The 17,287-nt window shown below is 66.3% G+C and carries 14 protein-coding genes and 1 riboswitch; of the genes, 5 read left to right on the top strand and 9 right to left on the bottom strand.

Annotated elements, in window-relative coordinates:
- Window positions 1–228 precede the first annotated feature (228 nt).
- The 4 genes from LPW26_RS03645 to LPW26_RS03630 all read right to left on the bottom strand — a co-directional run bounded on the left by LPW26_RS03645 (window position 229) and on the right by LPW26_RS03630 (window position 3,310).
- The gene (locus LPW26_RS03645; RefSeq protein ID WP_238732924.1) at window positions 229–837 is read right to left on the bottom strand and encodes a thiamine phosphate synthase; all 609 of its coding nucleotides are present in this window, start codon (window positions 835–837) and stop codon (window positions 229–231) included.
- Window positions 824–1,606 carry a thiazole synthase gene (locus LPW26_RS03640; RefSeq protein ID WP_238732923.1) on the bottom strand — a complete coding sequence of 261 codons (783 nt, stop codon included), beginning with the start codon at window positions 1,604–1,606 and terminating at the stop codon, window positions 824–826. Before LPW26_RS03640 ends, LPW26_RS03645 begins: the two co-directional genes overlap by 14 nt.
- A gap of 364 nt (window positions 1,607–1,970) precedes the next feature.
- A complete protein-coding gene (thiS, locus tag LPW26_RS03635; RefSeq protein ID WP_238732922.1) occupies window positions 1,971–2,168 on the bottom strand; it encodes a sulfur carrier protein ThiS in 198 nt (65 codons plus the stop codon).
- A complete protein-coding gene (locus LPW26_RS03630) occupies window positions 2,159–3,310 on the bottom strand; it encodes an FAD-dependent oxidoreductase (RefSeq protein WP_238732921.1) in 1,152 nt (383 codons plus the stop codon). The genes thiS and LPW26_RS03630 overlap by 10 nt, the downstream gene beginning before the upstream one ends.
- Window positions 3,299–3,447, bottom strand: a riboswitch (TPP riboswitch). Its footprint overlaps the gene before it by 12 nt.
- Window positions 3,448–3,620: 173 nt before the next feature.
- Here LPW26_RS03630 and LPW26_RS03625 point away from each other — a divergent pair.
- Window positions 3,621–5,102 (top strand): hypothetical protein, encoded by a 1,482-nt coding sequence (locus tag LPW26_RS03625; RefSeq protein ID WP_238732920.1) that lies wholly within the window; start codon window positions 3,621–3,623, stop codon window positions 5,100–5,102.
- Between the two features lie 315 nt (window positions 5,103–5,417).
- Entirely contained in the window at window positions 5,418–5,975 is a 558-nt protein-coding gene (locus tag LPW26_RS03620; RefSeq protein ID WP_238732919.1) for a PRC-barrel domain-containing protein, read from the top strand.
- A gap of 118 nt (window positions 5,976–6,093) precedes the next feature.
- Here the strand turns inward: LPW26_RS03620 and LPW26_RS03615 are convergent, their stop codons facing one another.
- Both LPW26_RS03615 and LPW26_RS03610 read right to left on the bottom strand, forming a co-directional pair.
- Window positions 6,094–7,632, bottom strand: a complete 1,539-nt coding sequence (locus LPW26_RS03615; RefSeq protein WP_238732918.1) for a DUF4403 family protein — start codon at window positions 7,630–7,632, stop codon at window positions 6,094–6,096.
- Between the two features lie 202 nt (window positions 7,633–7,834).
- Window positions 7,835–8,539 carry a L,D-transpeptidase gene (locus LPW26_RS03610; protein WP_406676925.1) on the bottom strand — a complete coding sequence of 235 codons (705 nt, stop codon included), beginning with the start codon at window positions 8,537–8,539 and terminating at the stop codon, window positions 7,835–7,837.
- Window positions 8,540–8,803: 264 nt separating this feature from the next.
- Here LPW26_RS03610 and LPW26_RS03605 point away from each other — a divergent pair, with 264 nt between their 5' ends.
- Together LPW26_RS03605 and LPW26_RS03600 are read left to right on the top strand one after the other, a co-directional pair.
- Entirely contained in the window at window positions 8,804–10,252 is a 1,449-nt protein-coding gene (locus LPW26_RS03605) for a tryptophanase (protein WP_238732917.1), read from the top strand.
- Between the two features lie 209 nt (window positions 10,253–10,461).
- Window positions 10,462–10,662 (top strand): DUF3606 domain-containing protein, encoded by a 201-nt coding sequence (locus LPW26_RS03600; protein WP_238732916.1) that lies wholly within the window; start codon window positions 10,462–10,464, stop codon window positions 10,660–10,662.
- 237 nt (window positions 10,663–10,899) lie between these two features.
- On the opposite strand, the gene LPW26_RS03595 is transcribed toward LPW26_RS03600, so the two are convergent.
- Both LPW26_RS03595 and LPW26_RS03590 read right to left on the bottom strand, forming a co-directional pair.
- Window positions 10,900–11,538 (bottom strand): HAD-IA family hydrolase, encoded by a 639-nt coding sequence (locus LPW26_RS03595; RefSeq protein WP_238732915.1) that lies wholly within the window; start codon window positions 11,536–11,538, stop codon window positions 10,900–10,902.
- Between the two features lie 38 nt (window positions 11,539–11,576).
- A complete protein-coding gene (locus LPW26_RS03590) occupies window positions 11,577–12,524 on the bottom strand; it encodes a LysR family transcriptional regulator (RefSeq protein WP_238732914.1) in 948 nt (315 codons plus the stop codon).
- Window positions 12,525–12,790: 266 nt separating this feature from the next.
- Here LPW26_RS03590 and LPW26_RS03585 point away from each other — a divergent pair, with 266 nt between their 5' ends.
- The gene (locus LPW26_RS03585) at window positions 12,791–16,918 is read left to right on the top strand and encodes an autotransporter outer membrane beta-barrel domain-containing protein (RefSeq protein ID WP_238732913.1); all 4,128 of its coding nucleotides are present in this window, start codon (window positions 12,791–12,793) and stop codon (window positions 16,916–16,918) included.
- A gap of 24 nt (window positions 16,919–16,942) precedes the next feature.
- Here LPW26_RS03585 and LPW26_RS03580 read toward each other — a convergent pair whose 3' ends face one another.
- Entirely contained in the window at window positions 16,943–17,179 is a 237-nt protein-coding gene (locus LPW26_RS03580) for a hypothetical protein (protein ID WP_238732912.1), read from the bottom strand.
- Between the last annotated feature and the right edge of the window lie 108 nt (window positions 17,180–17,287).

The following is a 17,287-nucleotide window of genomic DNA, read 5'->3' as shown; positions in this document are numbered from 1 at the left end:
CTCCTGTTATCGGTTGTTATCGGGCAGCGTTGTTTGTTTCGTGAACTGTTCGTCAGAGTGGTGAGGGCACGTTGCGTGTCGCCCTCACCCCGACCCTCTCCCGCAAGCGGGAGAGGGGGAATTAGCGCATCGGTCTGGGCGGCGCCGCGCGCACGGCGCGCTCCCTCTCCCGCTTGCGGGAGAGGGCTGGGGTGAGGGCGCCGCGCGTCGCAGCGTTCACGCTCATCATCACGCCGTCTCGGCGACGAAATCGAGCCATGCCCGCACGCGCGCGTCGGGATCGGGGTTCTGCGTCACGTCGCTGACCACCGCGATCGAATCCGCGCCGGCGGCGAAAATCTCTTCGGCGTGTTCCAGCTTGATGCCGCCGATCGCGACCAGCGGGATGTTGCCGACGCGCTTCTTCCATTCGGTGATCTTCGGAATGCCCTGGGGGGCAAACCGCATCGATTTCAGCGTGGTCGGAAAGATCGGGCCGAGCGCGATGTAGTCCGGCTCGGCGGCGAGCGCGGTTTCGAGTTCGGCGTCGTCGTGGGTGGAGAGGCCGAGCGTCAGACCGGCACTCTTGATCTCGTGCAGGTCGGCCTCGGCGAGGTCCTCCTGGCCGAGATGCAGATGCTGGGCGCCGGCGACGATCGCGGCGCGCCAGTAATCATTGATGATCAGCTTGACGCTGGTGCCCTTCACCGCGTCGAGCGCGTCGGTGACGAGCTGCAGCGCGGCGCCGTCGTCGAGATCCTTGGCGCGGAGCTGCACGGTGCCGACGCCGAGCGCGGCGAGGCGCTTGACCCAAGCGATGCTGTCGACGACGGGATAGAAGCGGTCAGGATACGGCATGCCAGAACGGGGTCCCGATGACAGGAGTGGAGGGCGAGGCGAAATCGCGGGCGCCCATCAGCCCCGCTTCGAATCCGGAGCGGCCGGCGTCGACCGCGAGCTTGAAGGCGCGTGCCATTGCCACCGGATCTTCGGCCTTGGCGATGGCGGTGTTGAGCAGCACGGCGTCGTAGCCGAGCTCCATCGCTTCGGCGGCATGGCTCGGCGCGCCGAGCCCGGCGTCGACCACGAGGGTGATATCGGGCAGGCGGTCGCGCAGCAGCTTCAGCGCGTCGCGATTGGTGATGCCGCGCGCGCTGCCGATCGGCGCGGCCCACGGCATGATGACGCGGCAGCCGGCATCGACCAGGCGATGCGCGACGCTGAGGTCTTCGGTGCAATAGGGGAACACCTCGAAGCCGTCTTTGATCAGCAGCGTCGCGGCTTCGACCAGGCCGACGACGTCGGGCTGCAGCGTGTCGTTGTCGGCGATGACTTCGAGCTTGATCCACGGCGTGCCGAACAATTCGCGCGCCAGCTTGGCGGTGGTCACCGCCTCGCGCACGCTGCGGCAGCCGGCGGTGTTCGGCAGCACGGTGACGCCGAGTTCGCGGATCAGCGACCAGAACTGATCGCCCGCCTTGCCGCCAGCGGCCTCGCGCCGCAACGACACGGTGACGATCTGCGCGCCGGACTCGCGGATCGCGTCCTGCATGATGGCGGGCGAGGGATACAGCGCACTGCCGATCAGCAGGCGCGAGGCGATCTCGCGATCGTAGAATTTCACCATGGGCTATGCTCCGAGCACTGCGCGCTCCCTCTCCCGCTTGCGGGAGAGGGCTGGGGTGAGGGCGACACAGGCACTGCGACTCGCGGACCCCCACCCCGACCCCTCCCCGCAAGGGGGAGGGGAGCAGGGGCGCCCACTCCAACTACACCCGTCATCCCCGCGAAGGCGGGGATCCAGTATCCCAGAGAGTCAGTGGTTGAACACGAGCGCTCTGCAATACTGGGTCGCCCGGACAAGCCGGGCGATGACGGCGGGGTGTTGGGCGGGCGCTGTGCTTCACCGCGATGCGATGACGGCAGGGTGTGGGGCGTGCGCTGTGCGTCACCCCGATGCGAGCACGGCGGCGTGTGGAGCGAGGCCATTCTCATCCCCCCTGCCGCGGCGTGAGGATTTCGATTTCGTCGCCGGCGGTCACCGGGGCGTCGTCCCATTTGCCGCGCGGCACGACGTCGTAGTTGATCGCGACCGCGTAGTGGCCGGCGGTGCAGCCGAGTTCCTGCATCAGCGCCGAGACGCTGGTCGCATCGGTCTCGCGCTGTTCACCGTTCACCGTCACAAGCATCGCATCACCTGATTATCGATCTCGCCGCGCTCGACATAGGCCACCACCTTCTCGGCGAGGGATGGCGCCATCAGGAAGCCGTGGCGATACAGGCCGTTGGTCGCGACGCGGCGGTTGCCGATCGCGATCCGCGGCAGATTGTCGGGAAACGCAGGACGCAATCCGGCGCCGATCTCGACGATATGCGCCTCGCCGAACGCCGGATGCACCGCGTAGGCGGCGCTGAGCAGTTCCAGCGCCGAGCGCACCATCACCAGCTCATCTTCGCTCTCGACCGTCGTGGCGCCCAGCATGAAGTGATTGTTTTCGCGCGGGATGACGTAGAGCGGCCAGCGCGGATGCATCAGGCGCACCGGGCGCGACAGCGTGATCTCACTGGTCTTGATCACCACCATCTCGCCCTTGACGCCGCGGAGTTCGGGAGCTTTGTCACGCGCGGCCATGCCGCGGCAGTCGATCACCAGGCCGTCGAGGTGTTCCGGCGTCATCTCCGATTCGAAGTGGATTTCGCCGCCGGCCTCGATCAGTCGCTCGTGCAGACGCGCCAGCACCAGCCGCGGTTCGACATGGCCTTCGTCGGGGAAGTACAAGCCTTCGCGGAACCGGCCGGCCAGTGCCGGCTCGAGCTCGGCGACGCCGTCGGCGTCGAGCCGCTTGTGGCCGGAGGTCATCTTGGCGAAGCGTTCGAAATCGGCGCGGTCGCGCGGATGCGCCACCACCAGCGAGCCGTTGAACACCGCCTCGGGGAATTCGGCGCGCCACATCTCTAACGACCGCAGCCCGATCTGGCCGACCATCGGCTCGGCGCCCTCGGCCTCGCAATACGGCGCCAGCATGCCGCCGGCCCAATGGCTGGTCGCCTGCGTCATCGCCCGGTCGCCGCGCTCGTACAGAGTGACCTTGCGGCCGGCGCGGGCCAGCAGCAGCGCCTGCCAGGCGCCGGAAATGCCGGCGCCGACCACCGACACCGGCGCGTCCTTGCGCAGGTCCGGCTTCTCGCTGCGAAGCGCCGCGGCGCTCGGCTCGGTGGCCGAACGGGGGGGCGCAGCAGCTGTCGCTGCTGCGGAGGTCACTGCTGCAGATGCGTATACGGGTGAATGAGCGGATTCGGCCCCGCGAAGGCCTTCGAGTCTCTGGTGCATCCCTGTCCCTTCGCCGGCATGACCCGGATCAGGTTCAAAGGGTCACTGCGGTCTCGCTCAGCTTCAATGCGACAAACGGTTGAAGCGGCGAGCTTGCAGTATCTCAGCTCCTCGTCGGAGCCCCCCTCGGAACGAATCTAATGTAGGCCGATCACCCCCGGTGTCAACGTGCCTTTCGGCGCGGGCGCGGCGCGGGGGCCTGCCCGGCGCCCAGCGCACGCCGCGTGCGGCTCCGCTCCGCACGGGTTTACTTCAAATTATCCGGTCGCGTGTTTGATCCCGGAACCCGATCCGTGACCGGACTGCGCCGATGACGATCCTCACTGCCGAGACGACTGCACTGGCCGGCGCGCGGCGCAGCCTGATGCCGCTGTGGGTCGGCCTCTTGGTCTATGCGGTGCTGATCAGCGTCGGCGATCGGCTGCTCAACGATCCCGATACGCTGTGGCAGATCACGATCGGGCAGTGGATCATCGATCATCGCGCAGTGCCGCGCACCGATCTGTATTCCTTCACGATGGCCGGCCAACCCTGGATCTCGACGCAGTGGCTGGCGCAGGTGCTGCTTGCGATCAGTTACACGGTCGGCGGCTGGGCCGGGCCGGTGGTGGTGGCGGCGGGATCGCTGGCGCTGACGCTGGCGCTGATGGCGCGCGCGCTCGGCCGGCGGCTGCGCGACAGCACAGCGCTGGTGTTCGTGATCGCCGCGGTGATCCTGATGGCGCCGCACATGGTGGCGCGGCCGCATGTGATGGCGATGCCGGTGATGGTGGCGTGGGTCGCGGCGCTGATGGATGCGGCGGATCGGCGCGCGGCGCCGTCGCTGTGGCTGCTGCCGCTGATGGCGCTGTGGGCCAATCTGCACGGCGGCTTCGTGCTCGGCCTCGCGCTGGTGGCGCCGATCGGGTTGGACGCGGCGCTCGGCGCGCCGGAGCGGCGCTGGTCGCTGCTGCTGCGCTGGGCCTTGTTCGGCGTGCTGGCGCTGATCGCGAGCTGCGCCAATCCCTATGGCTGGGAGGCGATCCTGGCATCGCGGCGCATCCTCGATCTCGGCAAGGCGCTGGCAACGATCGGGGAGTGGGCGCCGACCGATTTCTCGCGGATCGGCCCGCTCGAAGTGACCCTGCTGGTCGGGCTCGGCCTTGCGCTGTGGCGCGGCGTCACGCTGCCGCCGCTGCGCATCCTGATGCTGCTCGGCCTGCTGCATATGGCGCTCAGCGCCAACCGCAATCTCGAAGTGCTGGCGCTGTTGACGCCGCTGATCATCGCGGCGCCGCTGGCGCGGCAGATCGGCGGCGCCGAAACTCCGGACGGCCCGGCCCAGCCGGCGTTCGGCGCCATCGCGGCGGTCCTCAGTCTGGCGATCGGCGGCACTCTGGCTTTCGCAACGCTGCATTCGTTCGCGCCGCCGCGCAGCCACACGCCGGTCGCGGCCGTGGCGACGCTGAAGACGCTCGGCGTGCAGCGCGTTTTCAATGACTACGATTTCGGCGGCTACCTGATCGCCTCCGGCGTATCGCCGTTCATCGACGGCCGCACCGAGCTGTACGGCGAGCGCTTCGTCGTCGCGCAGAACGACGCGGTGCGGCTGCGGCCGCCCGCCAAGCTGTTCGAACTGCTGGACAGCTATCGTATCGACGCCACGCTGCTGGGCACCGCAGATCCCGCCACCAAGCTGCTCGACCACGTCGACGGCTGGGAGAAGGTCTACAGCGACGATGTCGCCACCATCCATCTGCGCAAACCGGATGCGTCCCACACGGCCGAGCCGAAGATCGATCCGGCGCGTTGAGCGCCTCTATCGAATTCTAAAGTTCCGCCGGAACAACTAACAGCTCGTCGCCGTTCGTCATGCGTGATGCTACCCACCGACGAGTGACGCCGTTGGAACCAAATCCCCGCCACGTCACCGTGGCGGGGATTTGCGTTTGTAGCTGGCGGCATGCTGCGTCGCTTTGTACGGCGCACTGAACGCGATGCGTCCGATGTGGCGGCTGTGTGACGATTTGGTGCGCAGCCCGACGCAATTAAAGCGATCCACTTCCGGAACTGCGCGCAGTGTTGCTCGTTTGTTGGTGACCATGACCAATACGGAGGGCACTACACAATGAAGAAGACCAACACCGTTCTCGCTGGCCTGCTCGGCTCGACGCTGATCGCGACCGCCGCGTTCGCGCAGTCGCCGGCTGCGACCGATAGCTCGATGTCGAAGACCACTGCGGCTCCCGCCGCCAGCTCGATGTCGGCCAATTCCGAATGGCGCGCGTCGAAGATGATCGGCCTGAACGTCTACAACCAGGCCAACGAGAAGCTCGGCGACATCTCCGAGGTTCTGCTCGACAAGGCGGGTAAGGTTCATGCCGTCGTGATCGGTGTGGGCGGCTTCCTTGGCGTCGGCCAGCACGACGTCGCCGTGAAGTTCGACCAGCTGAAATTCGTCGATACGCCGGTCAAGTCGACCACCGCGTCGACCACTGCCCCGGCTGGCAGTGCGACCACCACCACTGCGCCAGCGACGACCACGGGTGCGGCGACCACCACCACCACGACCACGACGTCGAACACCAACAGCACGGCGGAGCGGATGTACCCCGACCATGCGGTGTTTGACGCCACCAAGGATCAGCTGAAGGCGATGCCGGAGTTCAAGTACGGCCGCTCGTAAGACGAGACGTCTGATCCAGGCTGACCGGCGATGATCGTCGGTCGAATGATCGGATCGAACGAGCCGGGTGGCATCTGCCGCCCGGCTTTTTCGTGTTCGTGCGATGCCAACTACGCGCTCAAGGATTCTTCAACTTGGTGATGGTGACTTCGAGAATGCCGTTGGCTTCCGCGGTCACCCGCAGCATCGACGAGTCGAACGCCACATCGGTCAGGCGCAAGCTCGATATTTCCGATGAGATCCGCAGCCCGTCCTCGTTGCGCTGATAGGAGGCGATCACCGCGCCGATCCGGCGCTGCACGTTGGTCGATTCCGGTTTGAGATCGAACACCGCCCGCTCGGCGATCGCCTTCTGCAGATACGGCACAGCGGCGCGCGCGGCCTCGCCGAGCAGGCCGAACGCCGCTTCGGACTCGACCGCGAGCTGGATATCCGACAACCGTAGCGTCTGGTCTTCCTGGTTCAGCACCGGGCGACCCCAGATGTGCAGCGTCGCTTCGCCGCCAAAATTGAACAGGCTCTTGCTCCCCTTCGCATCGACCAGCATCGACACCAGCAGGCGGTCGCCGCTAGCGGCGACGTTGACGCTCTTCACCGTGACGGCCGCGGCGCCAGTGCCGGCCTCCGGGAAGGTGCGGCCGACGAATTGCGGCTCGATCACCCGGCTGAGCTGCTGAAACGGGATGTCGATCGGCACGGCGACTTTCACGCCCGTGCTGTTCGGCGCCACCATCTCCAGCGCCGCCGGGAACGGGCATTCCGGCTTGGTCGGCGCGGTGGTGATACGGCTGTCGGCGACAATTCCGAGCGTCAGCGCGACGGTCGCGGCATCGATGTGCGGCTGCGCCGCCAGCGCCTTGGTGGGCCGCAGTTCGAGCCAGAAGCCGTTCGGGACGCCGGCGCCCTGCAGCGGGATCGAGCGGCAGATCCGCGCCCATTCGCGGCGGGCGCTGCGCTCCAGCGCGCCGTCGTTGCGGATGGTCTGCTGCAGCTGCGCGACCTGTTCGTTGACGGCCTTGTCGATCACCGGCTTGACCTGCGCCGGAATGTTGATGCGCGCGCCGGCGACACCTACGTTTGAATCGGCGAGCAGCACCTGGGCGCTGAGGTTGGGATCGACGTGCCAGTCGGGCAGCACCTTCGGCCTTGCCGTGATGGCGATCGTGCCCTTGATCTCACCGCTGGCGCTGAGCGATTTGATGTTGACGCCGACCTGCTTGGCGACCCTGTCGCCGAAGATGCGCCCGAGCGTATCGCCGACCTTGTTCTGCGTGCTGGCGGACAGCGACCCCTTGGCCGACAGCGTACCGGTCAGCGGCGCCGTCACCGTCACCTGTTCGGGGGCGCCCTTCACGGCGACCGCGCCGCGCGCCACCGTCCAGTTGATATCGGCATTCTGCACGAGCTGCGGCAGCGGGTTGTCGGCCTTGCCGGCGAAGTTGCGCGGGGCGGTGCGGTCGACGAGGTCGCGGATCGCCGTCAGCGGCACAGACACTGGCACCACTACCGAGGATTGACGGATCGGCGGCAGCGGCGGCAACGCCTGCAGCGTCGGCGGACTCACCGCGCGCGGCGAGAGCCATTCGAAGCCCACCAGCGTGATTCCGAATGAGAGCGCGACAATGGCAAGCGCGAATAGGATCGTCTTGAAACGCATCAATTCCCCGGGCTGAAACGGCCGGGACCATACAGCCCCGCGCCCGGCGGCGCCAGCGGGGCGCCTGTTCGCCGGTGCTCGGCGAGGTTAAATCGCCGCAATGTCGGCCGGAAGCGACGCCGATGTGTCGCAGCGGACACTCAGGCGCCGGCCGACTCATAGACGGCACGGTCGCCTGCTCCCGTCGGCTGGTTGGCAGCCGCTACCCGCGGCGGCCGCTGCTGTTATCGGCGCGGCGGTTGTCGGGCAGCACGATCACCTTGGCGCCGACGTTGACCCTCGCATACAGGTCGGTGACGTCCTCGTTGGTCAATCGAATACACCCGGACGATACGTGTGTGCCGATCGTCGAGGGCGCGTTGGTGCCGTGGATGCGGTAGATGGTGCCGCCGAGATACATGGCGCGCGCGCCGAGCGGATTTCCGGGGCCGCCGGCCATATGCCGCGGCAGATAGGGCTGGCGGGCGATCATCTCCGGCGGTGGCGTCCAGTCCGGCCACTCTGCCTTCTTGGTAATCGACTGCACGCCCGACCAGGTGAAGCCGTCGCGCCCGACGCCGATGCCGTAGCGCACCGCGCGGCCGCCGCCGAGCACGTAGTAGAGATAGGTGTTCGGCGTATCGATGATGATGGTGCCGGGGGCTTCGCGGGTCGCGTAGCTGACGATCTGGCGCTTCAACCGGGCCGGCAATTCGGACGGCGCGACGTCCTCCTCGTCCTGCGGTGCGGCTTGCACCTGCGGCACATAGGGCGCCGGTTGCAGCGCGGCCGGCTGCGGCATCAGCAGAAACGGGAAGGGCAGCGGCTGGGCGGCATCGGCCGGGCCGGCGGTCATGGCTGCGATCGCGACGCCGGCCAGCGCGGTTGCTCGGCCGGCATGCTGGAGATGGGTCATCAAACGGATCATGGCTCGCTCCCTGTTCTGAACGCCTGTTTTGTTCGCCAGCGCCGTTTTCGGCGACTTGTTGGCACTATCAGTACCGCGCGCCCGGTTTCAGGACGTTTTCGTCGGCACCCGGATTTGGTTTCGTCGCGGCGGGGTTTTGTTTCGTGGGCGTGGCCGGCGCCCGCCATTCGGCCGTGGGCAGGATTGATCGGACGCAATTCCGATCTTTCGGCGTCCCGGTAAGCCAAGGCCGCCGCGTGGTGCGGGTCTGCTGGGGAGTTGGGAATGGCGACGGTGAAGTTCTACGGCAACGAAACGGTGCCGCTCGAGATGCACAAGGTGCGGATCGTCCAGAAGCTCAGCCTGCCGCCGATCGAGCGCCGGCTGGAAAAGATCACCGAGGCCGGCAACAACACCTTCCTGCTGAAGAACGACGACGTCTTTCTCGACATGCTGACCGACAGCGGCGTCAACGCGATGAGCGACCGCCAGCAGGCCGCGATGCTGGTCGCCGACGACAGCTACGCCGGCAGCGCCACCTACACCCGGCTCGAGACCAGGCTGCGCGAAATCTTCGGCATGAACTACTTCCTGCCGACGCATCAGGGACGCGCCTGCGAACACATCCTCGCCAAGGTGTTCGTCTCGCCCGGCAAGGTGGTGCCGATGAACTATCACTTCACCACCACCAAGGCGCACATCACGCTGCAGGGCGGCACGGTGGAGGAGCTGGTGACCGACGCCGGCCTGGAAGTCGTCAGCGTCAACCCGTTCAAGGGCAACATGGACATCGCGAAGCTGCGCGCGGTGATCGAGAAGGCGAGGGCCGGCAACATCGCGTTCGTGCGGATGGAGAGCGGCACCAATCTGATCGGCGGTCAGCCGTTCTCGCTGCAGAACCTCGCCGACGTCAGCAACGTCTGCAAGGAATATGGCGTGCCGCTGGTGCTCGACGCCAGCCTGCTGGCTGACAATCTGTACTTCAACAAGACCCGCGAGGATCACTGCAAGAGTCTGTCGATCCGCGAGATCACTCGCCGCACCGCCGACCTGTGCGACATCATCTATTTCTCCGCGCGAAAGCTGGGCTGCGCCCGCGGCGGCGGCATCTGCATTCGCGACCGCGCGCTGTACGAGAAGATGCGGCCGCTGGTGCCTCTGTACGAGGGCTTCCTCACTTACGGCGGCATGTCGGTGCGCGAGATGGAGGCGCTCACCGTCGGTCTCGACGAGACCATGGACGAGGAGATGATCAACCAGGGGCCGATGTTCATCGGCTACATGGTCGAGCAGTTGGAGGAGCGCGGCGTGCCGGTGATCACGCCGGCCGGCGGGCTCGGCTGCCATGTCGACGCCAAGCGGTTCGTCGATCACATCCCGCAGTCACAGTACCCGGCGGGCGCGCTGGCGAGCGCGCTCTACATCGCCTCGGGTATTCGCGGCATGGAGCGCGGCACGCTTTCCGAGCAACGCGAGCCGGACGGCACCGAGATCTTCGCCAACATGGAGCTGGTCCGCCTCGCGCTGCCGCGCCGGGTGTTCACGCTGTCGCAGGTGAAATACGCAGTCGACCGCATCACCTGGTTGTACGACAACCGCCACCTGATCGGCGGGCTGACTTTCGTCGAGGAGCCGCAGGTGCTGCGATTCTTCTACGGCCTGCTGAAGCCGGTGTCGGACTGGCAGAATCATCTCGTCGCGAAATTCCGCGAGGATTTCGGGGATAGTCTGTAAGCGGTGCATCGCCCCAGACATCGTCATTGCGAGCGAAGCGAAGCCATCCAGCGGTGCACTGCGCTGGATGGCTTCGTCGTTACGCTCCTCGCAGTGACGGCGAGGAGGGGCCACGACCGCTCGAGGTCATACATTCTCTCTCGGTGCGCCGTTCTCGGAACCTGCGATTCCCCAGCGCGTTGCTCCATCGGCAACACCAGGAGGCTAGCATGGCTGCGAAGAAGATCACCAAGACGACGACCGCCCGCGGGCGCAAGCAGGACCGGGCGCGGGTCGCCGGCGGGCAGGATTATGAGGTCAGCTACGAGGCCAAGAAGACCGGTCGCTCGAAGTCGGCGGTGAAGAAGGCCGTCAAGAAAGTCGGCAACGTCCGGAAGAAAGTCGAAAAGAAGCTGGCGAAGAAGGGCTGAAGCGCCGTCGGAGCAGCGCGGCGAAATCGACAGTGCGATGCGCAGCGAAGGCCCTCGTGCACAGCGCGGCGCTGCGGGCCTCGAAGGATGAGCCACAAGCGCCTTTGGACACGTCGCTTGGTGGCATCCCTTGGCCGCATCCCTTGGCCGCATCCTTCGAGGCGCGCTTCGCGCGCACCGCAGGTTGACGACTCCGGGCTTGAAGCCAGCGCTGCTTCAATCAATCGATCAAGCGCTCTAGCCGCCGCGTAAGTTCAGCCCGGTCGCGGCTTCCAGCTCGGTCAGCGCCTGTTCGGCGGTGACGACCTTGATGGTGGTCATGCCCATTTCGCGTGCCGGCTTCAGGTTGACGCCGAGGTCGTCGAGATAAACGCAACGCTTCGGGTCGACGCCGAGTTTGTCGGTCATCATCTGGTAGATCTTGGGGTCCGGTTTGCGCAGGCCGATCTTGGCGGATTCGATGACGTGGTCGAACAGCTCCATCACCTCCGCGACATAGAGCGTGCGGCCCGAGGCCGAGCCGATCGCATTGGCGGGCAGATTGTTGGTGATGCAGCCGGTCTTGTGGTTTTGCTTGATGATCCGCAGCGCATTGACCATCTCGGGTCGCAGCTCGCCGGACAGCAGCGGCAGCACCTCCCTGCCGCGCACCTCGGCCCCGAACGCGCGGGACTCCGCCGCGAACAGCTCGTCGAAGGTGTCGAGATCGATCTCGGCGCGTTCGAATTTGGCCCAGGCGTTCTCGAAATGATTGGCCGCGTTGGTGTTGCGGATGATGTCCGCCGGCAGCCCGCGCTCGATCTCGAACCGCGCGAACGCCTCGAAGGGTGAGGTCGTCAGCACCCCGCCAAAATCCCAGATCACCGCCTCGACCATCGCGTTCCATCTCCCCGCTGTTGTTGCAGGAACCGCTATCACGGGCGAGCGTCTGCGGCCAGTGCGTCGTGCGCCTCGCGCTGCATCCCCTGCAGCAAGGTCTCCCGCAACCAGCGGTGGCCGGGATCGTCGGTTTGGCGCTCGTGCCAGATCAGGTGATAGTCCTGCGGCGAGATCGCCACCGGTGAAGCGTGAATCTGCAGGCCGAACTTTGGCGCCATCAATTCGGCGAACCGCCGCGGCAGCATCGCGACGAGATCGGTGCCGCCGACGACGGCGGGTATCGACGCCATCTTGTGCACCATATAGGCGATGCGGCGGGGACCGCAGCGCGCGGTGAGATCGCGGTCGACCGCGCTGTGGCTGCGCAACTCCGGGATCGGTGCGATCTGATCGAGTGACAGGTAAGTGTCGAGGTCGAGCTCCGTGCCGATCCGCGGATGGCCGCGCCGCGACACCACGATGTAATCGCACGGGCAGATCGTCTCGAACACAAGCCCTGGCGCGCTCGCCGGAAGCGTGGTGCAGGCGAGATCGAGCGTGCCGGCGATGATATCCTCGGTGACGCCGGACGGCCAGGCGGGGCGGGACTCGATGCTGACGTTCGGCGCGTACGCTGCGATGTGGCGCAGCAGCGGCGGCATCAGCAGCACCTCCAGAAGATCGACGAGCACGATCCGGAACGTGCGCTTGTCGGAGCCGAGATCGAAGCTACGGTCGGCGTCAAACTGCTCGCGAATCAGCCGCAGCGCCTCGCGCAGAGGATTGATCATCTGCTGCGCGCGCAGTGTCGGCTCGACGCCGCGCCCGGCGCGTACGAACAACGGATCGTCGAAGTGCTCGCGCAGCCGCGTCAGCGCGTTCGAAACCGCCGGCTGGCTGAGCGACAATTGTCTCGCCGCATGGCTGATGTTTCCCGTCGCATAGACGGCATCGAATACGATCAGAAGATTGAGGTCGACGTTACGAAGGTTGATCGTCCCCATTGGCACCGTTTTTGTTGTTGATGGGGTTTTGCTGCCAGTACTGTGCACGGACTAATACTGCAAGTCGTTCAACCCATCGACCGCGTCGCGCTCCGTTGAATTGTCGCAGATGTTTGGGATTTGATTCGAGTCGTCGCGAACGGGTTCCAATCATTCGCGGCGTCGATGCTCTGTATTCGCAGACACAATTATTCATCATCGCGATGCGTCTTTAGGGTGTATGCGGGGACGGATCGATTTGATCCGCGATTGCGATGGGGCTTCGCGTGCAGGACGGACAGGATGTTGCGGCGGCGCTGCCGTCGGCCGTGCGGGCGATGGGTTTTGGCCGCGGAGCTGTCGAGTCGATTGCAAGTTGTGCGCGGCGCCGAAGCCTCAGGCTTGCCGCACTGCTGACGTCGACCGCGCTCGTGGCGCTGGCGCAGCCGGCGATGGCGCAGCAGGTCTGGACCGGCATCAGCAGCACGGATTACGGCACAGCTGCGAACTGGAGCAATCCTGCCACGGTGCCGGACCCGTCAGCAACGGCGGTGTTCACCAACAACGGCGCGCCGATCTCGGTGACGGTGTCCGGCAATTTCGGCGTAGGCGGTTTCACGTTTGATGCGGACGTGCCGTATTACACGATCTCGCTGGCGCCTGCTGCCAGTTTGGCAATGTTAGGCGCCGGGATCGTGAACAATTCCGGCATCCCGCAGATTTTCGAGGTGGGCTCCGCGGGGGCCCAGCTGGACTTTCGCGGCACCAGTACTGCCGGCAACGCAAGCTTCAATGTGGCGTCCGGCGGCGCAATGCTGTTCAGCGAGAACGCGTCCGGCGGCACGGCGCAGATCATAAACAATGGAATTCTTTACTTGCGGACCGACATCGGCACAGTCGAGATCGGCTCGCTCTCCGGCGGTGGTACGGTCGCGGCATTCAAGGGCACGACCGGCACAGTTCAAACCCTGAATATCGGCAGCCTGAATAGATCGACCACGTTCTCGGGGACGATGGTCGACGGCGACGCGCCGCTGGTGGTCGGCAAGGTCGGCACTGGCACGCTCACCCTGACGGGGCAGAACACTTACTCCGGGGGGACGATCATCTCCTCGGGCACGCTGCAGATCGGCAATGGCGGCACGAGCGGATCGATTGCCGGCAACGTCGCCAACAGTGCGACGTTGGCGTTCAATCGCTCGGATGCGACGACGTTCGGCGGCGTGGTTTTCGGGTCCGGCAATCTGGTCAAGCTGGGCGCCGGCACGCTGACGCTGACGGGTAGTAACAGCTACCTCGGCGGCACGACGATCTCGGACGGCACGCTGCAGATCGGCAACGGCGGCACCACCGGTTCGATCACCGGCGACGTCACCAACAACGCGGCGCTGGTGTTCAATCGCTCGGACGCGATCGGCTTCGGCGGCGTGATCTCCGGCACCGGCAGCGTCACCAAGCTCGGTGCCGAGGCGCTGACGTTGACCGGCGCCAACACCTACACTGGCGGCACGACGATCTCGGACGGCGCGCTGCAGATCGGCAACGGCGGCACCACCGGTTCGATCACCGGCGACGTCACCAACAACGCGGCGCTGGTGTTCAATCGCTCGGATGCGATCGGCTTCGGCGGCGCGATCTCCGGCAGCGGCAGCGTCACCAAGCTCGGTGCCGACACGCTGACGTTGACCGGCGCCAACACCTACACTGGCGGCACCACGATCAGCAACGGCACGCTGCAGATCGGCAACGGCGGCACCACCGGTTCGATCATCGGCGACGTCACCAACAACGCGGCGCTGGTATTCAATCGCTCGGACGCGATCGGCTTCGGCGGCGTGATCTCCGGCAGCGGCAATCTGGTCAAGCAGGGCGCCGGCACGCTGACGCTGACGGGTAGTAACAGCTACACCGGCGGCACGACGATCTCGGCGGGCACGCTGCAGATCGGAAATGGCGGCACCACAGGTTCGATCTCCGGCGACGTCACCAACAATGCGACGCTGGCGTTCAATCGCTCGGATGCGATCGGCTTCGGCGGGTTGATTTCCGGCAGCGGCAATCTGGTCAAGCAGGGTGCCGGCACGCTGATGCTGACGGGTAGTAACAGCTACACCGGCGGCACGACGATCTCGGCGGGCACGCTGCAGATCGGCAACGGCGGCACCACAGGTTCGATCTCCGGCGATGTCACCAACAATGCGACGCTGGCGTTCAATCGCTCGGATGCGATCGGCTTCGGCGGGTTGATTTCCGGCAGCGGCAATCTGGTCAAGCAGGGCGCCGGCACGCTGACGCTGACTGGCGCCAACAGCTACACCGGCGGCACGACGATCTCGGCCGGCACGCTGCAGATCGGCAACGGCGGCAGCTCGGGCTCGATCGTCGGCGACGTCACCAACAACGCGACGCTGGCGTTCAATCGCTCCGATGCGATCGGCTTCGGTGGGTTGATCTCCGGCAGCGGCAATCTGGTCAAGCAGGGCGCCGGCACGCTGACGCTGACGGGAGGTAACAGCTACACCGGCGGCACGACGATCTCGGCGGGCACGCTGCAGATCGGCAACGGCGGCACCACAGGTTCGATCTCCGGAGACGTCTTCAACAACGGCACGCTGGCGTTCAATCGCGGTGATGCGACAAGCTTCGGCGGCGCGGTCTCGGGAGCCGGCTCGCTGATCAAGCGCGGCGCCGGCAACCTGACGCTGACCGGGACTAGCAGCTACACAGGCGCAACAACGCTCGAGGACGGTACGCTCAGCGTCAACGGCTCGATCGCATCGTCGTCGCTGACCACGGTGAATGCCGGTGCGGCGCTGGGCGGCAACGGCACCGTGGGCACTACGCTCATCAACGGCGGCGCGCTGGCGCCGGGTAATTCGATCGGCACGCTCAGCGTGACCGGCAATCTGACGTTCACGGCGGCGTCGAGCTACATGGTCGAGGTGTCGCCGACCAGCGCCGACCGCGTCAACGTCTCGGGTACCGCGACGCTCGGCGGCGCGACGGTGAACGCCTCGTTCGCCAATGGCGGCTACGTTGACCGGCAATACACCATCGTCAACGCGACAGGCGGGGTGGTCGGCACGTTCGGCACACTGGTCAACACCAACCTGCCGTCCGGCTTCAAGTCGAGCCTCGGCTACGACTCCAACAACGCCTACCTCAATCTGGTGCTCGACTACACGCCGACGCCGCCGACTCCCCCCGGTCCGCCGACGCCGCCGATCATCAACAGCGGCCTCAACGCCAATCAGACCCAGGTCGCGAACGCGCTCAGCAGTTACTTCGCGCGCGAGGGCAGCATTCCGATCGTGTTCGGTGCGCTGACCCCGGCCGGACTGAGCATCGCTTCGGGCGAGACGCCGACTGGCGCGCAGCAAGCGACCTTCAACGCCATGAATATGTTCATGGGCGTGCTGACCGAGCCGTTCAGCAACGGCCGCGGGTTGGTGGATCCTTCGCCGGGAGCGATGTCCTACGCGGCTGGCGCCGCCGGTCGCGGTGGCGCGGTGCGTGACGCTCAGGCGATGATCGCCAAGGCTGGTGTCGCGGCGCCGTTCGAGTCGCGCTGGGTCAGTTGGGGCGCCGTCTTCGGCGGCGCGCAGACCACCGATGGCAATGCCTCGCTCGGCTCAGCCACCTCGACCAGCCGGCTGTACGGCCTCGCGGCGGGCGCCGATTACTGGCTGTCGCCGCAGACCGTGGCCGGCTTCGCGATGGCCGGCGGGGCGACCCAGTTCGGCCTCGCCAACGGCCTCGGCTCGGGCCGGTCCGATCTGGTGCAGGTCGGCGGCTTCATCCGCCACAGCGTCGGCGCCGGCTATCTGACCGCGGCGGCCGCCTATGGCTGGCAGGACATCACCACCGACCGCACCGTCGCGCTCGGCGGCTTCAATCAGCTTCGCGCCGGCTTCAACGCCAACGCCTATTCGGCGCGGGTCGAGGCCGGCCATCGATGGGTCGCGCCGTTTGCCGGCGGCATCGGCCTGACACCCTACGCCGCCGGGCAGGTCACGGCGTTCGATCTGCCGGCCTATGCGGAGCAGGCGGTGAGCGGCACCGGCGTGTTCGCACTCGGCTACGACGCCCGGACCGCGACCTCGACGCGCAGCGAACTCGGCCTTCGGGCCGACAAATCCTTCGCGATCGCCGGCGCGCTGCTGACGCTGCGCGGCCGCGCCGCCTGGGCGCACGAGTTCGACATCGACCGCTCGGTCGCGGCAACGTTCCAGGCGTTGCCGGGCGCCAGCTTCGTGGTCAGTGGCGCCCGACCGGCGCGCGATGCGGCGCTGACCACGGTGTCAGCGGATGTGAACTGGATGAACGGCTTCTCGGTCGGCGCCAGCTTCGAAGGCGAGTTCTCGGCTGTCACCCGCAGCTACGCTGGCAAGGGCGTCGTCCGCTACGCGTGGTAAACGCTCCGCGCTGCGTTCGTCGCCTCAATGCATCGTCTTGCTGCTTTTGAGAAATGGACGACGGGCGGATTCGTGTTTCTCGTAGAGCTCGAGCCAGCGCCGGTCCTCGGGCCTGTACCATTCCTCGTCGGTCGAGGGTGGTGGCCCGCTTTTGCTGATGATCTCGTCCAGCCGGAAGAACTCGGCCGTCTCTTCTGAAGTGAGGCCGATCAGCACCCTGTTGCCCGAGGAGTCGAGTACGTAGTCGTCGTCCTTGATCATGCCGCCAGATGACCATCCAGGCGGCGGGGGTCAACGAAATTGCAGGCTTAACCTAACTGATCAACCTTACCGGGCGAGTATATGTTGGAGTTCTGGAATACATCAGGC

It is taken from the genome of Rhodopseudomonas infernalis (genome assembly GCF_022271405.1).
GTDB classification, from domain to species: domain Bacteria; phylum Pseudomonadota; class Alphaproteobacteria; order Rhizobiales; family Xanthobacteraceae; genus Rhodopseudomonas; species Rhodopseudomonas infernalis.
Note: the sequence above shows the minus strand (reverse complement) of the source record. Positions and strands in the feature narration are given on the sequence as shown.